Source organism: Aureibaculum sp. 2308TA14-22 (assembly GCF_040538665.1).
Lineage (GTDB): Bacteria > Bacteroidota > Bacteroidia > Flavobacteriales > Flavobacteriaceae > Aureibaculum.
Map to the genome: position 1 here is coordinate 3,268,281 of NZ_JBEWXT010000001.1, position 17,264 is coordinate 3,285,544.

The window sequence follows — 17,264 nt, forward strand, 5'->3', positions numbered from 1 at the left end:
AAAAAGATAGTTCCACGTGAAACAAGAGCAAGTTATTTTAGAGCAATCAATTCCAAAATTCAGCTTGTTTATAGTGTTTTTACCAGTACTTCTGCTAGTTGGAATACTTTCTGTTTTTAAAATTTATTATATTTTTTTATTATTATTTCTGCTCCCTTTTTTTTGGTTAAGCTATGAGTATTGCATTCAAAGGAATTTTGAAAACTTTGTATATATAAAAATATTTGGTACGGCAATTTATCAAAAAAAGAAGGTGTTTATTGTTCCTGATTATATTAGTTTAAACCATCAAGGTTATAAAGAAGGTGGCACATGGATGTGGTATCCTACCATTTTTGGAGATGCCCGATACAAACTCTATGCTATTAAATTTTTTAAAGGAAATAAAAACCAAACAGTTTTTAAAACACCTTACAAAGAAGAGGCAAGGCTAAAAGCGGAACAGCTTTCAACATTGTTAGATATCAGAATTCATAACACATTAAAAACATAGTTTCACGTGAAACAAATAGTAAAATCCCCAATTAACAATTACGAATTAGAGCCTTATATTTCCTGTAAGGATTATACCGTTTCACGTGAGGCCTTTTCGATTCTTATCGATAAGAAAAGCGAATTACTGTTGACTTCGCCAAGACCAAATGATTCCGATTTGGGAAACTATTACGAGAGCGAAGAATACATTTCGCATTCAGACACAAAGAAATCACTAATTGATAAGATGTACCATTGGGTACGTAATTACACCATAAAGAAAAAGGTAAAGCTTATTAATTCTTTTAATTCCGAAGAAAAAACAATTTTAGATATTGGTGCAGGCACTGGAGATTTTTTAGCAGCATGTGCAACTAATGGTTGGAAAATAACAGGAATTGAACCGAATGAGAATGCACGGGCTTTAGCAAATTCCAAGATATTAAATTCCAAATTCCAAATTCATAATGATTTGGAAGAATTGAATTCAGAGACTTTTGATATTATAACCATGTGGCATGTACTGGAGCATGTTCCCGATTTGAATGATTATGTTAAAAAATTAAAATCACTTTTAAAACCTAATGGAACATTAATTGTAGCTGTTCCAAATTTTAAAAGTTATGATGCAAATTATTACCAAGAATTTTGGGCAGCTTATGACGTCCCAAGACATTTATGGCATTTTTCCAGAAAATCCATTTCAGAATTATTTGCCCAAGAAAACATGAAAGTTGAAAAAATACTACCTATGAAATTTGACGCTTATTATGTCAGCTTGCTTTCTGAAAAATATAAAACGGGTAAATCAAATATGCTCAAAGCATTTTGGGTGGGTTTAAAATCAAATATTAAGGCAAAATCATCAAAAGAGTATTCTTCACATATTTATATCATAAAAAATAGATGATTTCATGTTTTAAGCTAATTTAAAGGCTTTTTAACCTTATAACTAGTGTTAGCCCCACTATACCGAGGTAAACTCTTTTAAAACCTTTTTAAATAAATGGTTTTCTATAAATGAATCCTATAGACAGGTAAATAGCAATCAACTATACTTATAACAACATTTTAAGATATAGAGCACCATTATTTTTATATATTTGCCAAAATTTAAAATTAAATTAAAGCGAATGAAAAATTTAGTAATTGTAGTTATAGTTGCATTGGGTTTGTTCTCTTGTCAGGAACCAGTAAAAATTGCCTATGTAGATGTTGAAGAAATTATGAAAGAGTATAAAGGCACCAAAGATACTGAAGCTACTATGAAGGGAAAATCAGACAAGTTAAAATCAGAGTTGGATAGTTTAATTGCCAATTGGCAAAATAAAGCAAAGGCGTACCAAGATAATGCTCAGAAAATGTCAGCAAAAGCTAGACAAGATAGAGAGCAAGTGCTTATGCAAGAACAACAACAAATAAATCAACGTCAACAAACTATTCAACAACAAGTACAAGCTGAAGGTCAAGAGAGTTTAGAGACACTGTCTAAAGAAATTAATGATTTTGTTAAAAATTATGCCAAAGAGAAAGGTTACAATTTTGTACTGGGAACTACAGGTAGTAACGGTACTGTTATGTATGGCGAAGAAAGTGCTGATGTAACGGATGATGTTTTAGTTCAATTAAATAAGTCGTACAAGAGTAAGGAATAATACTTTAAAGTTACTAATAATCAATAAGTTAAGTCCGATTCTAATTAGAGTCGGACTTTTTTATGTTAATAAGTTGTTGATAACAAATACTTAAATAAAAAAACTATCGTTATGATTAAGCTAACGGAACTTAGATTTAGTAATGAGGAAATTTTTAGTATTAACAATAGTATGGTGTTTTTCTATGTCGGTTTTTTCGCAAACCGCAGAAAGTAAATACCTAATAAAATACTTAGAGACGAATACAGCACAGCCAGATTATGGCGTTACGTTTCTAAGCGATAATCAATTTATCTACAAATCCCCCAACACAGAAAAAATAAGCACAAACAGTAATAAACTATCAGAGTCTAATTTATTTTTAGCCACTGTGGGTAGTGAAGGCGACATTATAGATAAGAAACAGATTCAAGGTTTACCTACCGATAAGATTACAAAAACGGGAGCAGCGTACAGTCCTAATTTAAAAACGGTTTATTTTTCTGCAAAAAAGTACAGAAAAAGCCCAAGAAAAAAAGATAAGGAACAGTTGTACAGTGCAGATGTTGACGAAAATGGAGGCTGGATCAATGTTGTAAAACTACCTTTTTCCGATGACAGATATTCTTTTGGTGAGCCTTCTCTAAGTGCAACAGGAAAAGAATTGTACTTTACATCAGATATGCCTTCTACTTTGGGAGGTGCTGATATTTTTATGGTTGCCATAAATGCTGATGGTAGCTTTGGCAAACCTGTAAACTTAGGAAATAGAATAAATACTTCGGGTAATGAGGTTACACCTTACATAACAAAAGACTTGAAATTGTATTTTTCTTCAGATAACCATAAAGGCGGTCTGGGTAATTTAGATGTGTATTGCATCGATCTTAAAAATCCAACAGCTACACCTAACCATTTAGACGCCCCAATTAATAGTGTAAATGACGATTTTGCCTTTATTATTAATAAAAGTGATGATAGAGGTTATTTTTCTTCAAACAGACTGCAAGGTCAAAATAATCATGATATTTATTCATTTTTAGTTGAAAAAGTAAAAGAAGATGGACCATGCGTTCAAGAAATTACTGGCGTAGTAAAAGATAATGGTACTAAGGAAATAATTAAAGATGCCATAATTACATTGTTTGATGAAGAAAACAAGGAGTTAGAACAAATTAAAACAGACGTTGATGGTAAATACGCTTTAACTTTAGATTGTAATAAAACGTATACGCTAAAAGCTGGAGCTGAAAATTACAATACTGAAGATCATATTGTAAATACCGCAAATTATTTAGAAGCACCTACTTTAGAAGCTAATAAATTCTTAATAAAGAAATCTGAAGAAGAAATTGAAAACGACAAGCTAATTACTGAAAATGAAGGTATAAAAGAGGGAATAGAAAATGTTTCAGAAAATGAAGTAACAGTTGAAGAAACATCAGGTGCTAATCTTAATGACGAAGAGAAGGAGGAGAAAAAAGCAGTTGCTGAGTCAATTGATAATACTTCAACAATCAAAGAAGATGAAGCCGCTATTAAACCAGTGTATTTTGGTTTTGACAGATCCAGTATTACTACAAAATCTGCTAGAGAATTGGATAAATTAGCTAAAATTTTAAAGAATAATAAGAACATTCATGTAGAGTTATCATCTTATACAGACTCAAGAGGTAGTAGTGCTTATAACTTAAAATTATCTGAACGCAGGGCACAAGCCTCAGCAGATTATCTGGTATCTCAAGGTATTGATAGAAGCAGAATCAAAGCAAGAGGATATGGAGAAAGCAAAATGGTTAATAAATGTATAGACGGCATTGAATGTAGTGAAGCTGCACATGAAAAGAATAGAAGAACAGAATTTGCATTCGTTAACCCACAGGCTTCAATAGTAAGGCCACGTAATAACCCGTCAAATAAATTAACAGAAATAACTAAAGTAAAAGAAAAGCCTGTTAAAGAAGTTGTTAAATCGGCTAGTTATTCAGAAACAATTGAACCAAAAAGTACAATTGATAAAGGAGTTGAAAAAACTGAATCAAAACAAGCAGAAATTGTAGCAGTTAATGAAACTCAGGATGAAAATTTAGCAAACAACGCTGATGTAACGCTTACAAAAACTGACAATTCAAATACGCCTTCAGAAGAAAAATCATCTAATGTTGATGAAACAAAAAGAGAGGTAGCAGTTGTGACTGAATCTATCAAAAGGGCAACTGATAAATCAAACCAAAAAGCAACTATTGAGGTCGATTTAAATGAATCAAATAAAGAAGAGGAAACATTAAGTGATGAAGCCAAGTGGTTAAATAAAGAATTAGAAAAAAGTAACGAAGAATATAACAAAGCTCAAAATGAAAAAACTGAGAAAGTAAAACCTCAGTTAATTGAGCCAATGACTGAAACAAAGCAGAAAGCGGAAGCCCAAAAAGAAAAAATAAACAAAGAATATGACAATTTGGTTGCGAAGGCAGAAGCAGAAGAAAAGGTAACCGAAAAGTTTAATTTTGAGAAACAAAAGGAAGAGACAAATAAAAAGAATAATAATACTGATCCAAACCAATTATTGGCAGATATAAAAGCTAAAGGAGCCACTGACCAAACTGGCAGTAGTGATCAATTAGAAAAAAAGCCAGCAGATAAAAATAAAAACAAACCAACTGTTAAAAAAGAAGCAGTACTCAACGCAAGCCAAGTTAGTGTAAAGGCCATGCAGAGTAAAAGAGGTAAGTATATTGAAACGAACAACCCAAAGAAAATACATGCTTTACGTGTAATTTTTAGAATACAACCTAATATGAATGCTGTCAAAGGTTACAAAGATGCTTACGTGGTAATAAAATCACCCACAGGTAAGGTTGTTAACGAAAAGGGAGTATTTCCGTTAGCGGATGGTAAAAATCAAGCATATACAGATGAAACCACATTATACTATAATAAGCAAAGTATAAAAGCAGTGATGTTTATTGACAAAATAGTACACAAGTTTTCTAAAGGTACCTATACGGTAAATATTTTTATTGATGGTGTAGCCGTGGGAGAGAATATTCTGACATTATCTTAAAATATATACGCCAAAAACAGTGACCATAAAATACACTACAATTGTCATTGCCCCAGCATAATCTTTAGCAACTCTCTGACCGAACAATAGCATCAATAATATTTTTGAGGCTATAACAGCTGCCAAAAAACCTAAAAAAGTACTTTCAGACACATATATCTGAATTATCCCTATTATACTCAGAAACCCTACAATTACTTCACCAATAAGGATGATAAGTAGTAATAGAGGCACACTATTTCTTAAAAATGTTTTACCAAAATGTTCTTTTAAAAAAGATACATTTCCTTGCCAATCCGTTATTTTATCGACTCCAGACTGTAAAAAAGTAATGGCAATAAAAACAAGAATTAACAATTGCGGAGCAAATTTAATTCCTGTGTTATATAGGTTTTCCATGGTTATGGGTTTTATTCAAATATAGTTAAAACTATACAGACTTTGTATTTTAGAATAATTGCTTAAATATTTTTCACTATCTTAGAGGCAACTAAATCTGGGGAGATGGAGTTTCATTTTGTAATCCTTAATTATATTTCTTTCCATTTTTGTTTTAATCTATTCTATTAACGCTAAACCAATTGCCATGAAAAAAACAATTTTTACACTACTAATTTTAACATTATTTACCTTAACGTTTGTCACTTGTGAGAAGAACGAAGTTCCCTTTTTACCTGAAAGTACATCACAAATTAACATTGACCAAGTAAAGCATATTTACGAGAACTCCTTTAAAAAAGAAGCTTTTACAAGCTTAAGAAGGCCTCCCTTATGGGAAGAAGCAGAGAACTATACCTTAAATGGCAAAGCCGTTATTGAAGTTCCCTTTTATAACTTAAAAGCATATGACTTGGCAGAAAGCACAGCCTTTTCTTATGATAAGTTAGTAGCCTCTGTTGATTCGGATAATAACCTGTCTGTTAACATTGTTCATTTTTATTCAAGAGATGTAGAAAAAGCATTATCTACAACTATATCTTATTCTGAACCCAACAATTTTAATGGATTTATAACAGTTTTTGATTTTGACAAAACCCCTTTAGAAGTAAATAGGTATTTAAATGGTGTTAAATCAGAAAAGCAATATGAGTTTAAAAGTAGAAAGTATAACGAAGGGGAAACCATCTTAAAAAGAGTTAATGAAGATTGCGAAATAGTAGAAGAAATGATTTATACTAGAACTTGCTGGTATTGGATATATGATGATAATTCAACAGAAGTTATTAGTTGTAGCGATTGGGTTCCTGATTTTAACACTTATCAGGATTGTAGTGGAGATGGTGGTCATGATAACACAGAGACTGGCGGAGTTACACATAGAACAGAAGAAGAAGAAATACAAATATTAGACAGTCTAACTGGTAAAGCCAAATGCATTTATGACAAGCTAAATAATTCTAGCACGAAATTTGCAGATGCTATTAAAAAGTTTGATGGGGACTTTCCTGTTAGTCATTTAAGTTTAAAGATTGACAACACTCTTGCTGAGGGAAATTATGGAAGAACACATCCTCCGGAAAATTTTAATATTGTAATTGAGTTTAGCAACACTCAACTATCCAATATTTCTGACGTAGGTAGTGCGGTTGCATTTGCCCACGAGGTAATACATGCAGAAATTTTTAGAAAAATGTTATCAGCAGCAAAAAAAGGAGATTTAAATCAAAGTGAATATACTACAGAAGAAAGGGTTAATTATGTTAATTCTTTACGAAATAATTTTCCAGGGCTTTATGATTACTATTGGGATAGGTTTCGTTCGACTTGGAATCATAACTTAATGGCCCAACACTATCGAACAACTATTGCAGACATAGCTCAGCAGTTTGACGATAATAAATTCTCACGACAAGTTTATGAAGATATAGCTTGGGCAGGCTTAAGAATACTAGAAGATATGAACAATTCCGTGGCATGGGATAATTTGAGTACTTCAGAAAAACAAAGAGTGTTGGATAACTTAAAAAATATATTTCAAAATGGAACATCAGATTGTAATTAAGATGAAAAGAGTTTTCGCTATTACATTAGTACTTATATCTAATTTTGCTTTTGCACAAAATAAGCATTATTATTCCTTAGAAAAAGGAGGAAAAGAATATCCTAAAATAATTCGATTTGTTGAATTAGGTGGTGGAGAAAAGTTTTTAGACGATTCAAAAAATATAGTATTTAATATTGACAATCAAAGGTTTAAATATTTTGATAAAAAACATAAAATAGATACGTGTTCTAATTTTTCATTACAAAAACATAAAATAATTACAATTAAGCAATTGATTAAAGATGAGTATGAGGAACATTTAAACAAGACAAAAAAAGAAGGAATAAAAATGCCTCCTCCGTTGAATCATTATAATTCAAGAGTTTTTGTTATTGAGAAAATCAATGAAGAGAAATACATTAAATACGAGGTAGAATGGATTTATTCTATACCCTAAAAATTAATTTTTCTAGTTAAAATAATCTCCCCGGTATATATGATTATTATAGACGACATAAAAATTGGCAACATCAGCAAATGGCAACACATTACATAGAAACTATGGGAGATATGCTAAACGAATTTGATAATTCACAACATTCAGACCAGTTTTATGAAGACATAGCTTGGGAAGGGTTAATGTATGAAAATGGTAGTAATGCAATTTATACTTGGACCAGCAAGACTGAAGAAGAAAAAGATAGAATTAGACAGGTTATAACTGACTATGTAAATGATAACAAAAATGAAAACTGTCAATAATGAAACATTTAATTATAATAATATTATTTCTTAGCTCTCTTATGAGTTTTTCACAAACCAAAAAAGAAACTATTTATATAATGTTTAATAAAACAAGTAAAGAAACCTATAAAATTTAAGACGGTTCAGGTAATGTGGTATCTATCAAAAAATATAGAAAATAACTTAAGGACAAAGGTGTTAACTTTTATATAGGAGAAGAATTATTTCGTTGGAATAAAACAAATGGAAAAATAGATACATGTGCTGTTAGGTATTTGAAAAAAATAGACTTAAAAAATGTAAACTACATTAATACTGAAAGAAGCAAACTCAAATCAACTAATTTTTCTAAGAATAGCATATTTGAAAATATATATCTTATTGAACCATATGAAAAGTACATAATTAAATATAAAGTCTTTTGGGCAACTGATTTAGTTGAAAAACAATAGCCATATATCTTTTTCTACAACAATGAAATGGTCTAAAATAATATTTTTCTTATTGAGTTTTCAGTTGAATTCTCAAAATACCATCATCGATCCAGTATTTGTAATGTTAGAAGAAATGGTCTGAAAATTATTAAACTCTTGAAAAACAATTTTATTTTTTTAGTGCTCCTTTTAACATTTTCTTGTAATAGTGAAAATGGCAATAAGGGAAAAAACAACTATCAGGTTATTTCATTGATTTATAACAAATTGGCTAAACCCATCGAGCCAGTATTTCCCCTTCCCCCTCCTGATAGTCTAAATTATGTTTTTACCTCAAAAGATTCAGCAAGAATTGACTCTCTCATCAACCAAATAAAAAAAGAAACAGCTAAAAGAAGATTTATTGTAGCTATTGATTCTCTGAATAAGCCGTACCCAAATGTTTCTCTAAATAATATTGATAAAAATTGCAGTGATTATATAGATATACTATCAAAATTACAGCAACAAAAAGATACTTTAAAATTTGACATTTCAAAAATTGAAAATACAAGAAATGACTCAATAATTTATTTTAATAAAGAACTACTAACTAAAGGCAATCGTGATTTTTTTAAGTTTGACATACTACTTTCATTTTCAAGAATTGCATTTAACAAAGATTATACTAAAGCTGTATTACAAGTTTCTGAATCTCGAAGTAAATTAGCTGGTAATTCATCACTTTATTTCTTGGAAAAAATAAGCGGAAAGTGGCAAGTAAAGTGTACAAAAGAGCTTTCGATTTCATAAAATGAGCCTCAAATAGCTTCAAACACTTTCAAACCCCATTTTTCAGGGATACGACATTCCCTTTTTTTAGGCTATAAGATTGAGCAATAATCATTTAAATTTGTGGTTATATAATAATATTGTTATGCCAATACAGTGCTGTAACCTAACCCATTTAAAATGAAGACCTTCAATCGATTTTTTACCCTAGTTGTATTGATAATTGTAATTATTTCCTGTAAAAAGAAAAACCCACAAGAAGATACAGATAACCTTTTTAAATTTAAAGATTATATTTATTATACAACCTCGGGTGTAGTATCTGTAAAAGATCCAATTCAGGTTGGTTTAGCTAAAGAAGTGGAAGGTTGGGAACCCGATTCAGAAATTTCGGAAGATGTGCTTTCTATTTCTCCATCAGTAAAGGGAAAATTGACTGCTATAAATTCACGAACCTTTGTTTTTAAACCAGAAGAAAGCTTAGAAGCTGACACAGAATATACGGTTACTGTAAATCTTTCCGAACTGTATTTGAACGTACCATCTGAATTCAAATCTTATACTTTTAAATTCAAAACCATACAACCTAATTTTACGTTAAACACTCATAATTTACAATCGTACAGCAAAGAATGGCAATATATCGAAGGCGTTTTACGCTCGGCAGATGTAATACCATTGGAAACTGTAGAAAAATTGGTTTCTGTTTCCCAAAATGGTAAACCATTGACCGTAAAATGGTTGCCTGTTTCACAAAATTCATCGGTTTATCAATTTAAAATTGATAGTATTCATCGGTTAAAGGACGATTCTGAAATCGAGATAAAATGGTCGGGAAAAAAGTTTGGAATAGACAATGAAGGTGAGGCAAAAAGAACCATTCCTGGCATCAGTAATTTTTCCATAGTAAACGTTGATGTAGTGCAATCGCCTGAGCAACATTTGGCTATAAACTTTTCAGATCCCATTAAAAAACAACAGAATTTTAAAGGATTGGTAACCATTGGCGGTACTCAAAATCTTAAATATGTAGTTGATGGTAATGTGCTAAAAGTATATCCTGAAACCCGACTAAAAGGGAATGTACAGGTTGATGTTTTTTCAGGTATTACCAATATTGACGGTTATAAATTCAAGAAAAAGTTCTCTGAACAAATTGCTTTTGAGGAGTTAAAACCTGCGGTTAGGTTAATCAGCAATGGTGTTATACTTCCAGATTCAAAAAATTTACGATTGAATTTTGAAGCCGTTAATTTAAAAGCGGTCGATGTTCGCGTTATCAAAATTTTTGAGAACAATGTGCTACAATTTTTACAAGAGGAAAATCTTAACGGAATTAATAGTTACAGTATTAGGCGAGTAGGCCGCCGAGTAGCTAAAAAGACGATGAGATTGATAAATTCAGACATTGAAAATGATGGAAAATGGAAAACCTATGCAGTTGATTTATCTAAAATGCTAAAAGCAGATCCCGGAGCTATATATAGAATAGAATTGAGCTTTACTCAAGAATATGCTTTAAATACTTGTGATGGAAGCCAGTTAGTTACCAACGTAGAAACAGAGGACTACGAAGAATATTTTCAAGAAGAAAGCTATGATGATACTAGCCTTGCAGAAGAAGAGTTGGAAGAACGAGAAGAACAATATTGGGATAACCTGATTTATAATTACAGAAATCACAGATATTACAATTGGGAGGATAGAGAAAACCCATGTAAAGAAGCCTATTATTTTAACGAAAAAAATATTGCCACGACCAATATTATGGCGACGAATTTGGGCGTAATTGCAAAAAAAGGAGAAAACAAATCGTATCACTTTGCGGTAACCGATATTCTAACAACTAACCCAATTTCAGGGGTAAAAATCAAATTGTTCAATTATCAACAGCAAGAACTTGGCACTATAAATACGGACAGCCAAGGTTTTGCGTTGTACAAATCAGATAAAAATGCACATTTTGCGGTTGTTTCCCATTCAGGACAAAAAACCTATCTCAAATTAAATGATGGGTATTCGTTATCGTTAAGTAAGTTTGATGTTTCTGGTAAGCAGCTTCAAAAAGGCTTAAAAGGATATATTTATGGCGAACGTGGTGTTTGGAGGCCTGGAGATAGTATTCACCTGACTTTTGTGTTGAACGATAATGCAAATCCGCTTCCCAAAAATCACCCTGTAAAGCTTGAAATTACTGATTCTCGTGGAAAGCTAACGCACAAATTAATTAATGCCGAAGGCAAGAATGGTTTTTATAAATTCACTGTTGTAACGGATGAATCCTCTCCCACAGGCAATTGGAACGCCAAAGTAAACGTTGGCGGAGCCAATTTTTATAAAGGACTAAAAGTAGAAACAGTCAAACCGAACCGCTTAAAAATAGCCATAGATTTTGAAGATGAAATCTTAACGTCAAATAAGCCTCTTGATGGAAAACTATCCGTAAAATGGTTGCATGGTGCTGATGCTAAAAAACTAAGGGCGGAGGTAAAAGCAAAATTCACAAGTACTTCAACAGCTTTTAAAAAGTATCCAAATTATGTGTTTTCTGACCCGACTCGAAAATTTACACCTGAAGAAATAATCGTATTTGACGGTAAATTAGATGTCGAAGGAAACGCCAACTTAACCAAAAAATTAAATTTTAACAACAAAGCTCCGGGTATGCTAAAAGCCTCGTTTTTAACCAGAGCGTTTGAAAACGGTGGCGATTTCTCCATAGATGTTATTTCCAAAAACTTTGCACCTTACGATGCTTTTGTGGGTTTACAATCACCCGAAGCTAAGGCTTATGGCTCTTATTTTACGGATGAAGACGTTGAATTTGATGTGGTTACTGTAAATAATCAGGGAAACCCGATAGCCAAAAAAGGCATTGAGGTAAAAGTATATAAAGTAGAATGGCGTTGGTGGTGGAACTCGTCCTATGACGATTTGGCCTCGTACGTGGGTAGTCAATACCACAAACCAATATTGTCTCAAGTTTTGAATACATCATTGAGCGGTAAAGGCACGTTTATTGTAAATGTACCTGACGAAGAGGGTGGAAGATATTTAATCCGTATTTACGATCCTGAAAGTGGTCATGCCACGGGTAGAACCGCCTATTTTTATAAAGATTGGTGGAAACGTCCCGCTGGTAGCGATGCTTCGGGAGCAACCATGCTGGTTTTTTCATCCGACAAGGAAGAATATAACGTGGGCGATAAAGCCAAAATCACTTTCCCGTCAGGAACGGTTGGTAGAGCATTAATCAGCATAGAAAATGGAACAGAAGTCCTTAATCAACGTTGGATTAAAACCCAAAAAGGCGAAACCACCACGGAAATCGCCATCACTAAAGAAATGGCACCCAATGTGTTTGTAAACATTTCGTTATTGCAACCGCACGCTTCCACGGCAAACGACTTACCGATACGTATGTATGGAGTAATTCCGTTGATGGTCAAGGACCCGAATACCGTTCTAGAACCACAAATTTCAATGCCAAAAGTATTGAAACCTGAAGAGCAATTTACCGTAAAAGTAATTGAAAAACAAGGCAAACCGATGACCTATACAGTGGCAGTGGTTGATGATGGTTTATTGGATTTAACGCGATTCAAAACCCCAAATGCTTGGGATGAATTTTACAGCAAAGAAGCCCTTGGCGTAAAAACCTGGGATATTTTTGACTACGTAATTGGTGCTTATGGTGGAACAATTGCACAAATATTTGCCATTGGTGGCGACGAAGATGCGGGTTCTAAAAAACCAAAAAAAGCAAACAGATTTAAACCTGTAGTAACGTATTTAGGGCCATTTACCTTGGATAAAGGAAAAACGGCATCGCATAAAATTCTAATGCCAAAATACATCGGCTCTGTCCGAACTATGGTCATAGCTGGAGATAACAACAAACAAGCGTACGGAAGTGTAAGTGAAACCACACCTGTTCGTAAACCGTTGATGGTGTTATCTTCCTTACCACGAAAACTTAGTCCGGGTGAGAAGGTAACACTTCCCGTTACCGTTTTTGCCATGGAAAACAAGGTAAAAAATGCAAACATCAGTTTAAAATTAAGTAAAGGAATCTCAATTATCGGTCAACAGACCCAATCGGTTTCTTTTGCTAAACCTGATGAAAAAATGGTCTATTTTGAGTTGGATGTTAGCAAAGCACAAGGAATAAGTACTATTGAAGTTTTGGCTTCCGGTAACGGAGAAAAATCATCTTACAATGTGGAGATTGATGTTATTAATCCCAATCCTGTAAGTTCAAAATCAACGCAAGTAATTCTAGAACCAAATGCTTCTCAAACTATTGATTTTACAACGTTTGGAGTTCTGGGAACAAGTTTTGCACAAGTAGAATTTTCTACCTTGCCACCAATGGATTTTACAGGCAGATTGGGTTATTTAATCCGATATCCGCATGGGTGTGTAGAGCAAGTTACGTCAAGTGCTTTCCCACAATTGTATTTGACAGATATCTTGGATTTGACCTTTGATAAAAAACAAGAAATCGATAAGAATATTAAGAAAACAGTTGAAAAACTAGGTCAATATCAAACACCAAGTGGAGGATTAAGTTATTGGAGAGGTCAAAATACGGCTAATGACTGGGGTACAAGTTATGCAGGCCATTTTATGCTCGAAGCTCAGAAAAAAGGCTATGTAATGCCATTAACTTTTATGAACAATTGGTTAAAATACCAACAAGAAACGGCACGGAACTGGAGAGCAAGCTATAAACGTTACAATACAGATTTAGCTCAAGCATACCGATTATACACATTAGCTTTAGCAGGTCATGCAGATCTGGCCTCAATGAACAGATTGAGAGAATTTAACGAGCTTTCTAACAATGCCAAATGGAGATTAGCTGCTGCTTATGCTTTGGCAGGACAGAAAGAAGTAGCTAAAAAAATAGCGAATATTGCCAATATTCATTTTAAACCTAAAAATTACGATTATTATACCTATGGCTCAACCACCAGAAATAGGGCTATGGCAATGGAAACCATGTTATTGACCGACAATCCGAAATCACGTGAAATGGCGGAGTATTTGGCAAAAGAATTATCTTCTAGTAAATGGATGAGCACACAAACCACAGCGTATAGTCTATTGGCGATGGCAAAAATGGTTGAACTTGGCGGTGGTAAAGATTTGAGCATAGAGTTCAGCAACAACGGCGGTAAAGCTGAAGCCATCAACACTAAAAAATCTATTGCTCAACGAAAATTAACCATTTTTGACGGTGCAAATAGCTTAAAAGTGACGAATAAAAAAATGAATACGGTTTATGTTACGGTACTGAATTCAGGTATTTTGCCTTTAGGTGAAGAGCTAGTAGAAAAACGGAATTTAAGTGTACAGATGGTATATAAAGACACTAACGGAAAACGAATAGATGTTACTAAATTAGCACAGGGCACTGATTTTTCAGCAACAGTAACGGTAAGTAATTTAAAACATGAACGTGTTGAGAATGTTGCGTTAACTGAAATTTTCCCATCAGGATGGGAAATTCTGAGCACACGTTTTACCGATTATGGTGGTTCAACTACAAGCCAGGCCAATTTTATGGATATCAGGGACGATAGGGTTAATTTCTATTTTGATTTAGGAAAGCAACAATCCAAAACATTTACGGTTCAGTTAAATGCATCGTATTTAGGCAAGTATTATTTACCGGGTATACAAGCAGAAGCTATGTATGATAATGATTATTTTGTAAGAGATAAAGGCAAATGGATTGAGGTTGTGAAATAATTCTAATCGATTTAATAACCTGCAAGGTTCTACTTTTTTGAAAATGGATAATGAACAAAATTATATCCTTAATAAAAACCCACAAAAAAAAGAGTATTGTGATAACAATACTTTTGATTTGGTATTATTTTTCGCTACCTAAAACCCTATTTTCAGAACCGACTTCTACTGTAATAGAAAGTGCTGACGGACAATTATTAGGGGCACAAATAGCCAAAGATGGACAATGGCGTTTCCCACATACTGATAGTATTCCCGTTAAATTTTCTAAATCCATTATTGCTTTTGAAGACGCATATTTTTATAAACATCCTGGGTTTAACCCTATTTCCATCGGTAAGGCTTTTTGGCAGAACATGAAGTCAGGAAGTATAAAACGCGGCGGAAGTACACTTACACAGCAGGTAATTCGTTTATCTCGCAAAGGCAAAGGCAGAACTTATTTTGAAAAACTCATAGAACTTATTTTGGCAACGCGGTTGGAATTTCGCCACAGTAAGGAAGAAATATTAGGTTTTTACGCTGCAAATGCCCCATTTGGAGGGAATGTAGTGGGGTTAGATGTTGCATCTTGGCGATATTTTGGTAGAAATCCGCATGATTTATCATGGGCAGAAAGTGCAACCTTAGCAGTACTGCCCAATACACCAAGTTTGATTTACCCTGGAAAAAACCAAGAAAAACTCTTCAAAAAACGGAACAGATTGCTAAAAAAACTCCATGAAGAGCACATTATTGACGAACTGACCTACGAATTGGCCATACAAGAAGAACTGCCAAAAAAACCGTATCCGCTACCGCAGATTGCTCCTCATTTACTACAAAAGGTAAACAAAGAACACACAGGCAAAAGAATTATAACATCTGTAAACAAAGCTTTGCAACAACGAGTAAATACTATTGTAAAGAACAATTACAATACGTTGCAACAAAATCAGATTTATAATATTGGCGTATTGGTGTTAGATGTAAAAACCAGAAAAGTTAGAGCGTATGTTGGCAATTCGCCTACGGGTGCAGAACATCAAAAAGATGTTGATGTAATCGATAAACCACGTAGTACGGGCAGTATATTAAAACCGTTTTTATATGCTGCTATGTTGGATGCTGGTGAAATTTTACCGAATACTTTGGTGGCCGATGTGCCTACGCAAATAGCAAGTTATAATCCCAAAAATTTTAATTTGGAATATGACGGTGCCGTCCCTGCAAGCAGGGCTTTGTCAAGGTCGTTAAACGTACCAGCTGTTAGGATGTTACAGCAATTTGGTTTGGACAGGTTCCATCATTATGTTAAGGAACTAGGCTTAACGGACATTAAATACAATGCCAACCACTATGGCTTATCGTTGATTTTAGGTGGTGCGGAAAGTAATTTATGGGATCTGTGCAAAAGTTATGCAGCAATGTCTTCCACTATCAATCATTATGATGAAACAGGCGGGAAATACTATTCTAATGAGTTTGTAAACCCTACTTTTTTGGAAGGTACAGAAGTTGATTTCGGAAAATTTTCTACTGAAAAAACCATTTTTGATGCAGGCTCGATTTATATGACCTACCAATCCTTAAAGGAGGTTAACAGACCCGAGGGCGAAGAAAACTGGGAATTTTTTGATTCTTCAAAAGAAATTGCTTGGAAAACTGGTACCAGTTTTGGTTTTAGAGATGCTTGGGCCATTGGTTCCACCAAAGATTATGTGGTCGGTGTTTGGGTAGGCAATGCGGATGGTGAAGGAAGACCAGGGTTAGTGGGCGTTTCAACTGCGGCACCCATTTTGTTCGAAGTATTTGATGTACTACCGAAAAGTAAATGGTTTTCAGAACCGTTTGATGAGCTAGAAAAGATTCCTGTTTGTTCAAAAAGCGGCTATCGTGCGTCTGAAATCTGTGAGCAAAAAGATTCGGTTTTTGTGCAACGTACGGGGTTAAAAACCAAGGCTTGTCCCTATCATTTATGGGTGCATTTGGACGAGAACGGGCAACATCAGGTAAACTCTTCATGTTACCCTATTAATAAAATGAAGCATACCTCTTGGTTTGTTTTACCACCTTTAGAAGCTTTTTATTATCAGCGTAAAAACCCTTCCTATAAGAATTTGCCTCCCTTTTCCCAAGGGTGTATGTCTGCTGGTAAAGCGGTAATGGACTTTATTTACCCAAAAGAATCCGTTAAGGTTTTTCTGCCCAAAGATTTTGATGAAAATACCAATCAGTTGGTTTTTAGGTTGGCACATAGCATTCCAGATATTAAAGTTTTTTGGTATTTAGATGCCAATTATATGGGCACAACACATACTTTTCATGAATTGGCTTTAAATCCTAAATCAGGAAAACATATAGTTACTGTTGTTGACGAATTAGGGAATGAAATTAAACGAAGTATTGAAATTACAGATTAA

At 33.6% G+C, this 17,264-nt stretch carries 11 protein-coding genes; 10 read left to right on the forward strand and 1 reads right to left on the reverse strand.

The window, feature by feature from the left end; all coding sequences use genetic code 11:
* Positions 1-16: 16 nt before the first annotated feature.
* From U5A88_RS14650 to U5A88_RS14665, 4 genes are all read left to right on the forward strand, one after another.
* On the forward strand, positions 17-493 hold the full coding sequence (locus U5A88_RS14650; protein ID WP_354207671.1) for a hypothetical protein: 477 nt from the start codon (positions 17-19) through the stop codon (positions 491-493).
* Positions 494-499: 6 nt separating this feature from the next.
* Complete coding sequence (locus U5A88_RS14655) at positions 500-1,384, forward strand: class I SAM-dependent methyltransferase (RefSeq protein WP_354207672.1); 885 nt, start codon at positions 500-502, stop codon at positions 1,382-1,384.
* A 223-nt stretch (positions 1,385-1,607) separates the two neighbouring features.
* Positions 1,608-2,129 (forward strand): OmpH family outer membrane protein, encoded by a 522-nt coding sequence (locus U5A88_RS14660; RefSeq protein ID WP_354207673.1) that lies wholly within the window; start codon positions 1,608-1,610, stop codon positions 2,127-2,129.
* A gap of 142 nt (positions 2,130-2,271) precedes the next feature.
* Positions 2,272-5,172 (forward strand): OmpA family protein, encoded by a 2,901-nt coding sequence (locus U5A88_RS14665; RefSeq protein ID WP_354207675.1) that lies wholly within the window; start codon positions 2,272-2,274, stop codon positions 5,170-5,172.
* Here U5A88_RS14665 and U5A88_RS14670 read toward each other — a convergent pair.
* On the reverse strand, positions 5,164-5,571 hold the full coding sequence (locus U5A88_RS14670; RefSeq protein ID WP_354207677.1) for a DoxX family protein: 408 nt from the start codon (positions 5,569-5,571) through the stop codon (positions 5,164-5,166). The genes U5A88_RS14665 and U5A88_RS14670 overlap by 9 nt on opposite strands.
* A gap of 187 nt (positions 5,572-5,758) precedes the next feature.
* On the opposite strand from U5A88_RS14670, the gene U5A88_RS14675 reads away from it, so the two are divergent.
* The 6 genes from U5A88_RS14675 (at position 5,759) to pbpC (ending at position 17,264) form a co-directional block, all read left to right on the forward strand.
* A complete protein-coding gene (locus U5A88_RS14675) occupies positions 5,759-7,174 on the forward strand; it encodes a hypothetical protein (protein WP_354207679.1) in 1,416 nt (471 codons plus the stop codon).
* Position 7,175: 1 nt separating this feature from the next.
* Complete coding sequence (locus tag U5A88_RS14680; RefSeq protein WP_354207681.1) at positions 7,176-7,613, forward strand: hypothetical protein; 438 nt, start codon at positions 7,176-7,178, stop codon at positions 7,611-7,613.
* An 80-nt stretch (positions 7,614-7,693) separates the two neighbouring features.
* Positions 7,694-7,918, forward strand: a complete 225-nt coding sequence (locus U5A88_RS14685; protein WP_354207683.1) for a hypothetical protein — start codon at positions 7,694-7,696, stop codon at positions 7,916-7,918.
* Between the two features lie 572 nt (positions 7,919-8,490).
* Positions 8,491-9,126, forward strand: a complete 636-nt coding sequence (locus U5A88_RS14690; protein WP_354207685.1) for a hypothetical protein — start codon at positions 8,491-8,493, stop codon at positions 9,124-9,126.
* A gap of 159 nt (positions 9,127-9,285) precedes the next feature.
* Positions 9,286-14,862, forward strand: a complete 5,577-nt coding sequence (locus tag U5A88_RS14695) for an MG2 domain-containing protein (RefSeq protein WP_354207687.1) — start codon at positions 9,286-9,288, stop codon at positions 14,860-14,862.
* A 50-nt stretch (positions 14,863-14,912) separates the two neighbouring features.
* Positions 14,913-17,264: a penicillin-binding protein 1C gene (gene pbpC, locus U5A88_RS14700; RefSeq protein WP_354207689.1), complete on the forward strand. Its 2,352-nt coding sequence runs from the start codon at positions 14,913-14,915 to the stop codon at positions 17,262-17,264.

Bases quoted from the DNA above. Each gene is read 5' to 3' on its own strand.
- U5A88_RS14660 (WP_354207673.1), top strand. From the start codon at position 1,608: ATGAAAAATTTAGTAATTGTAGTTATAGTTGCATTGGGTTTGTTCTCT.
- U5A88_RS14665 (WP_354207675.1), top strand. From the start codon at position 2,272: ATGAGGAAATTTTTAGTATTAACAATAGTATGGTGTTTTTCTATGTCG.
- U5A88_RS14670 (WP_354207677.1), bottom strand. From the start codon at position 5,571: ATGGAAAACCTATATAACACAGGAATTAAATTTGCTCCGCAATTGTTA.
- U5A88_RS14675 (WP_354207679.1), top strand. From the start codon at position 5,759: ATGAAAAAAACAATTTTTACACTACTAATTTTAACATTATTTACCTTA.
- U5A88_RS14680 (WP_354207681.1), top strand. From the start codon at position 7,176: ATGAAAAGAGTTTTCGCTATTACATTAGTACTTATATCTAATTTTGCT.
- U5A88_RS14685 (WP_354207683.1), top strand. From the start codon at position 7,694: ATGGCAACACATTACATAGAAACTATGGGAGATATGCTAAACGAATTT.
- U5A88_RS14695 (WP_354207687.1), top strand. From the start codon at position 9,286: ATGAAGACCTTCAATCGATTTTTTACCCTAGTTGTATTGATAATTGTA.
- pbpC (WP_354207689.1), top strand. From the start codon at position 14,913: ATGAACAAAATTATATCCTTAATAAAAACCCACAAAAAAAAGAGTATT.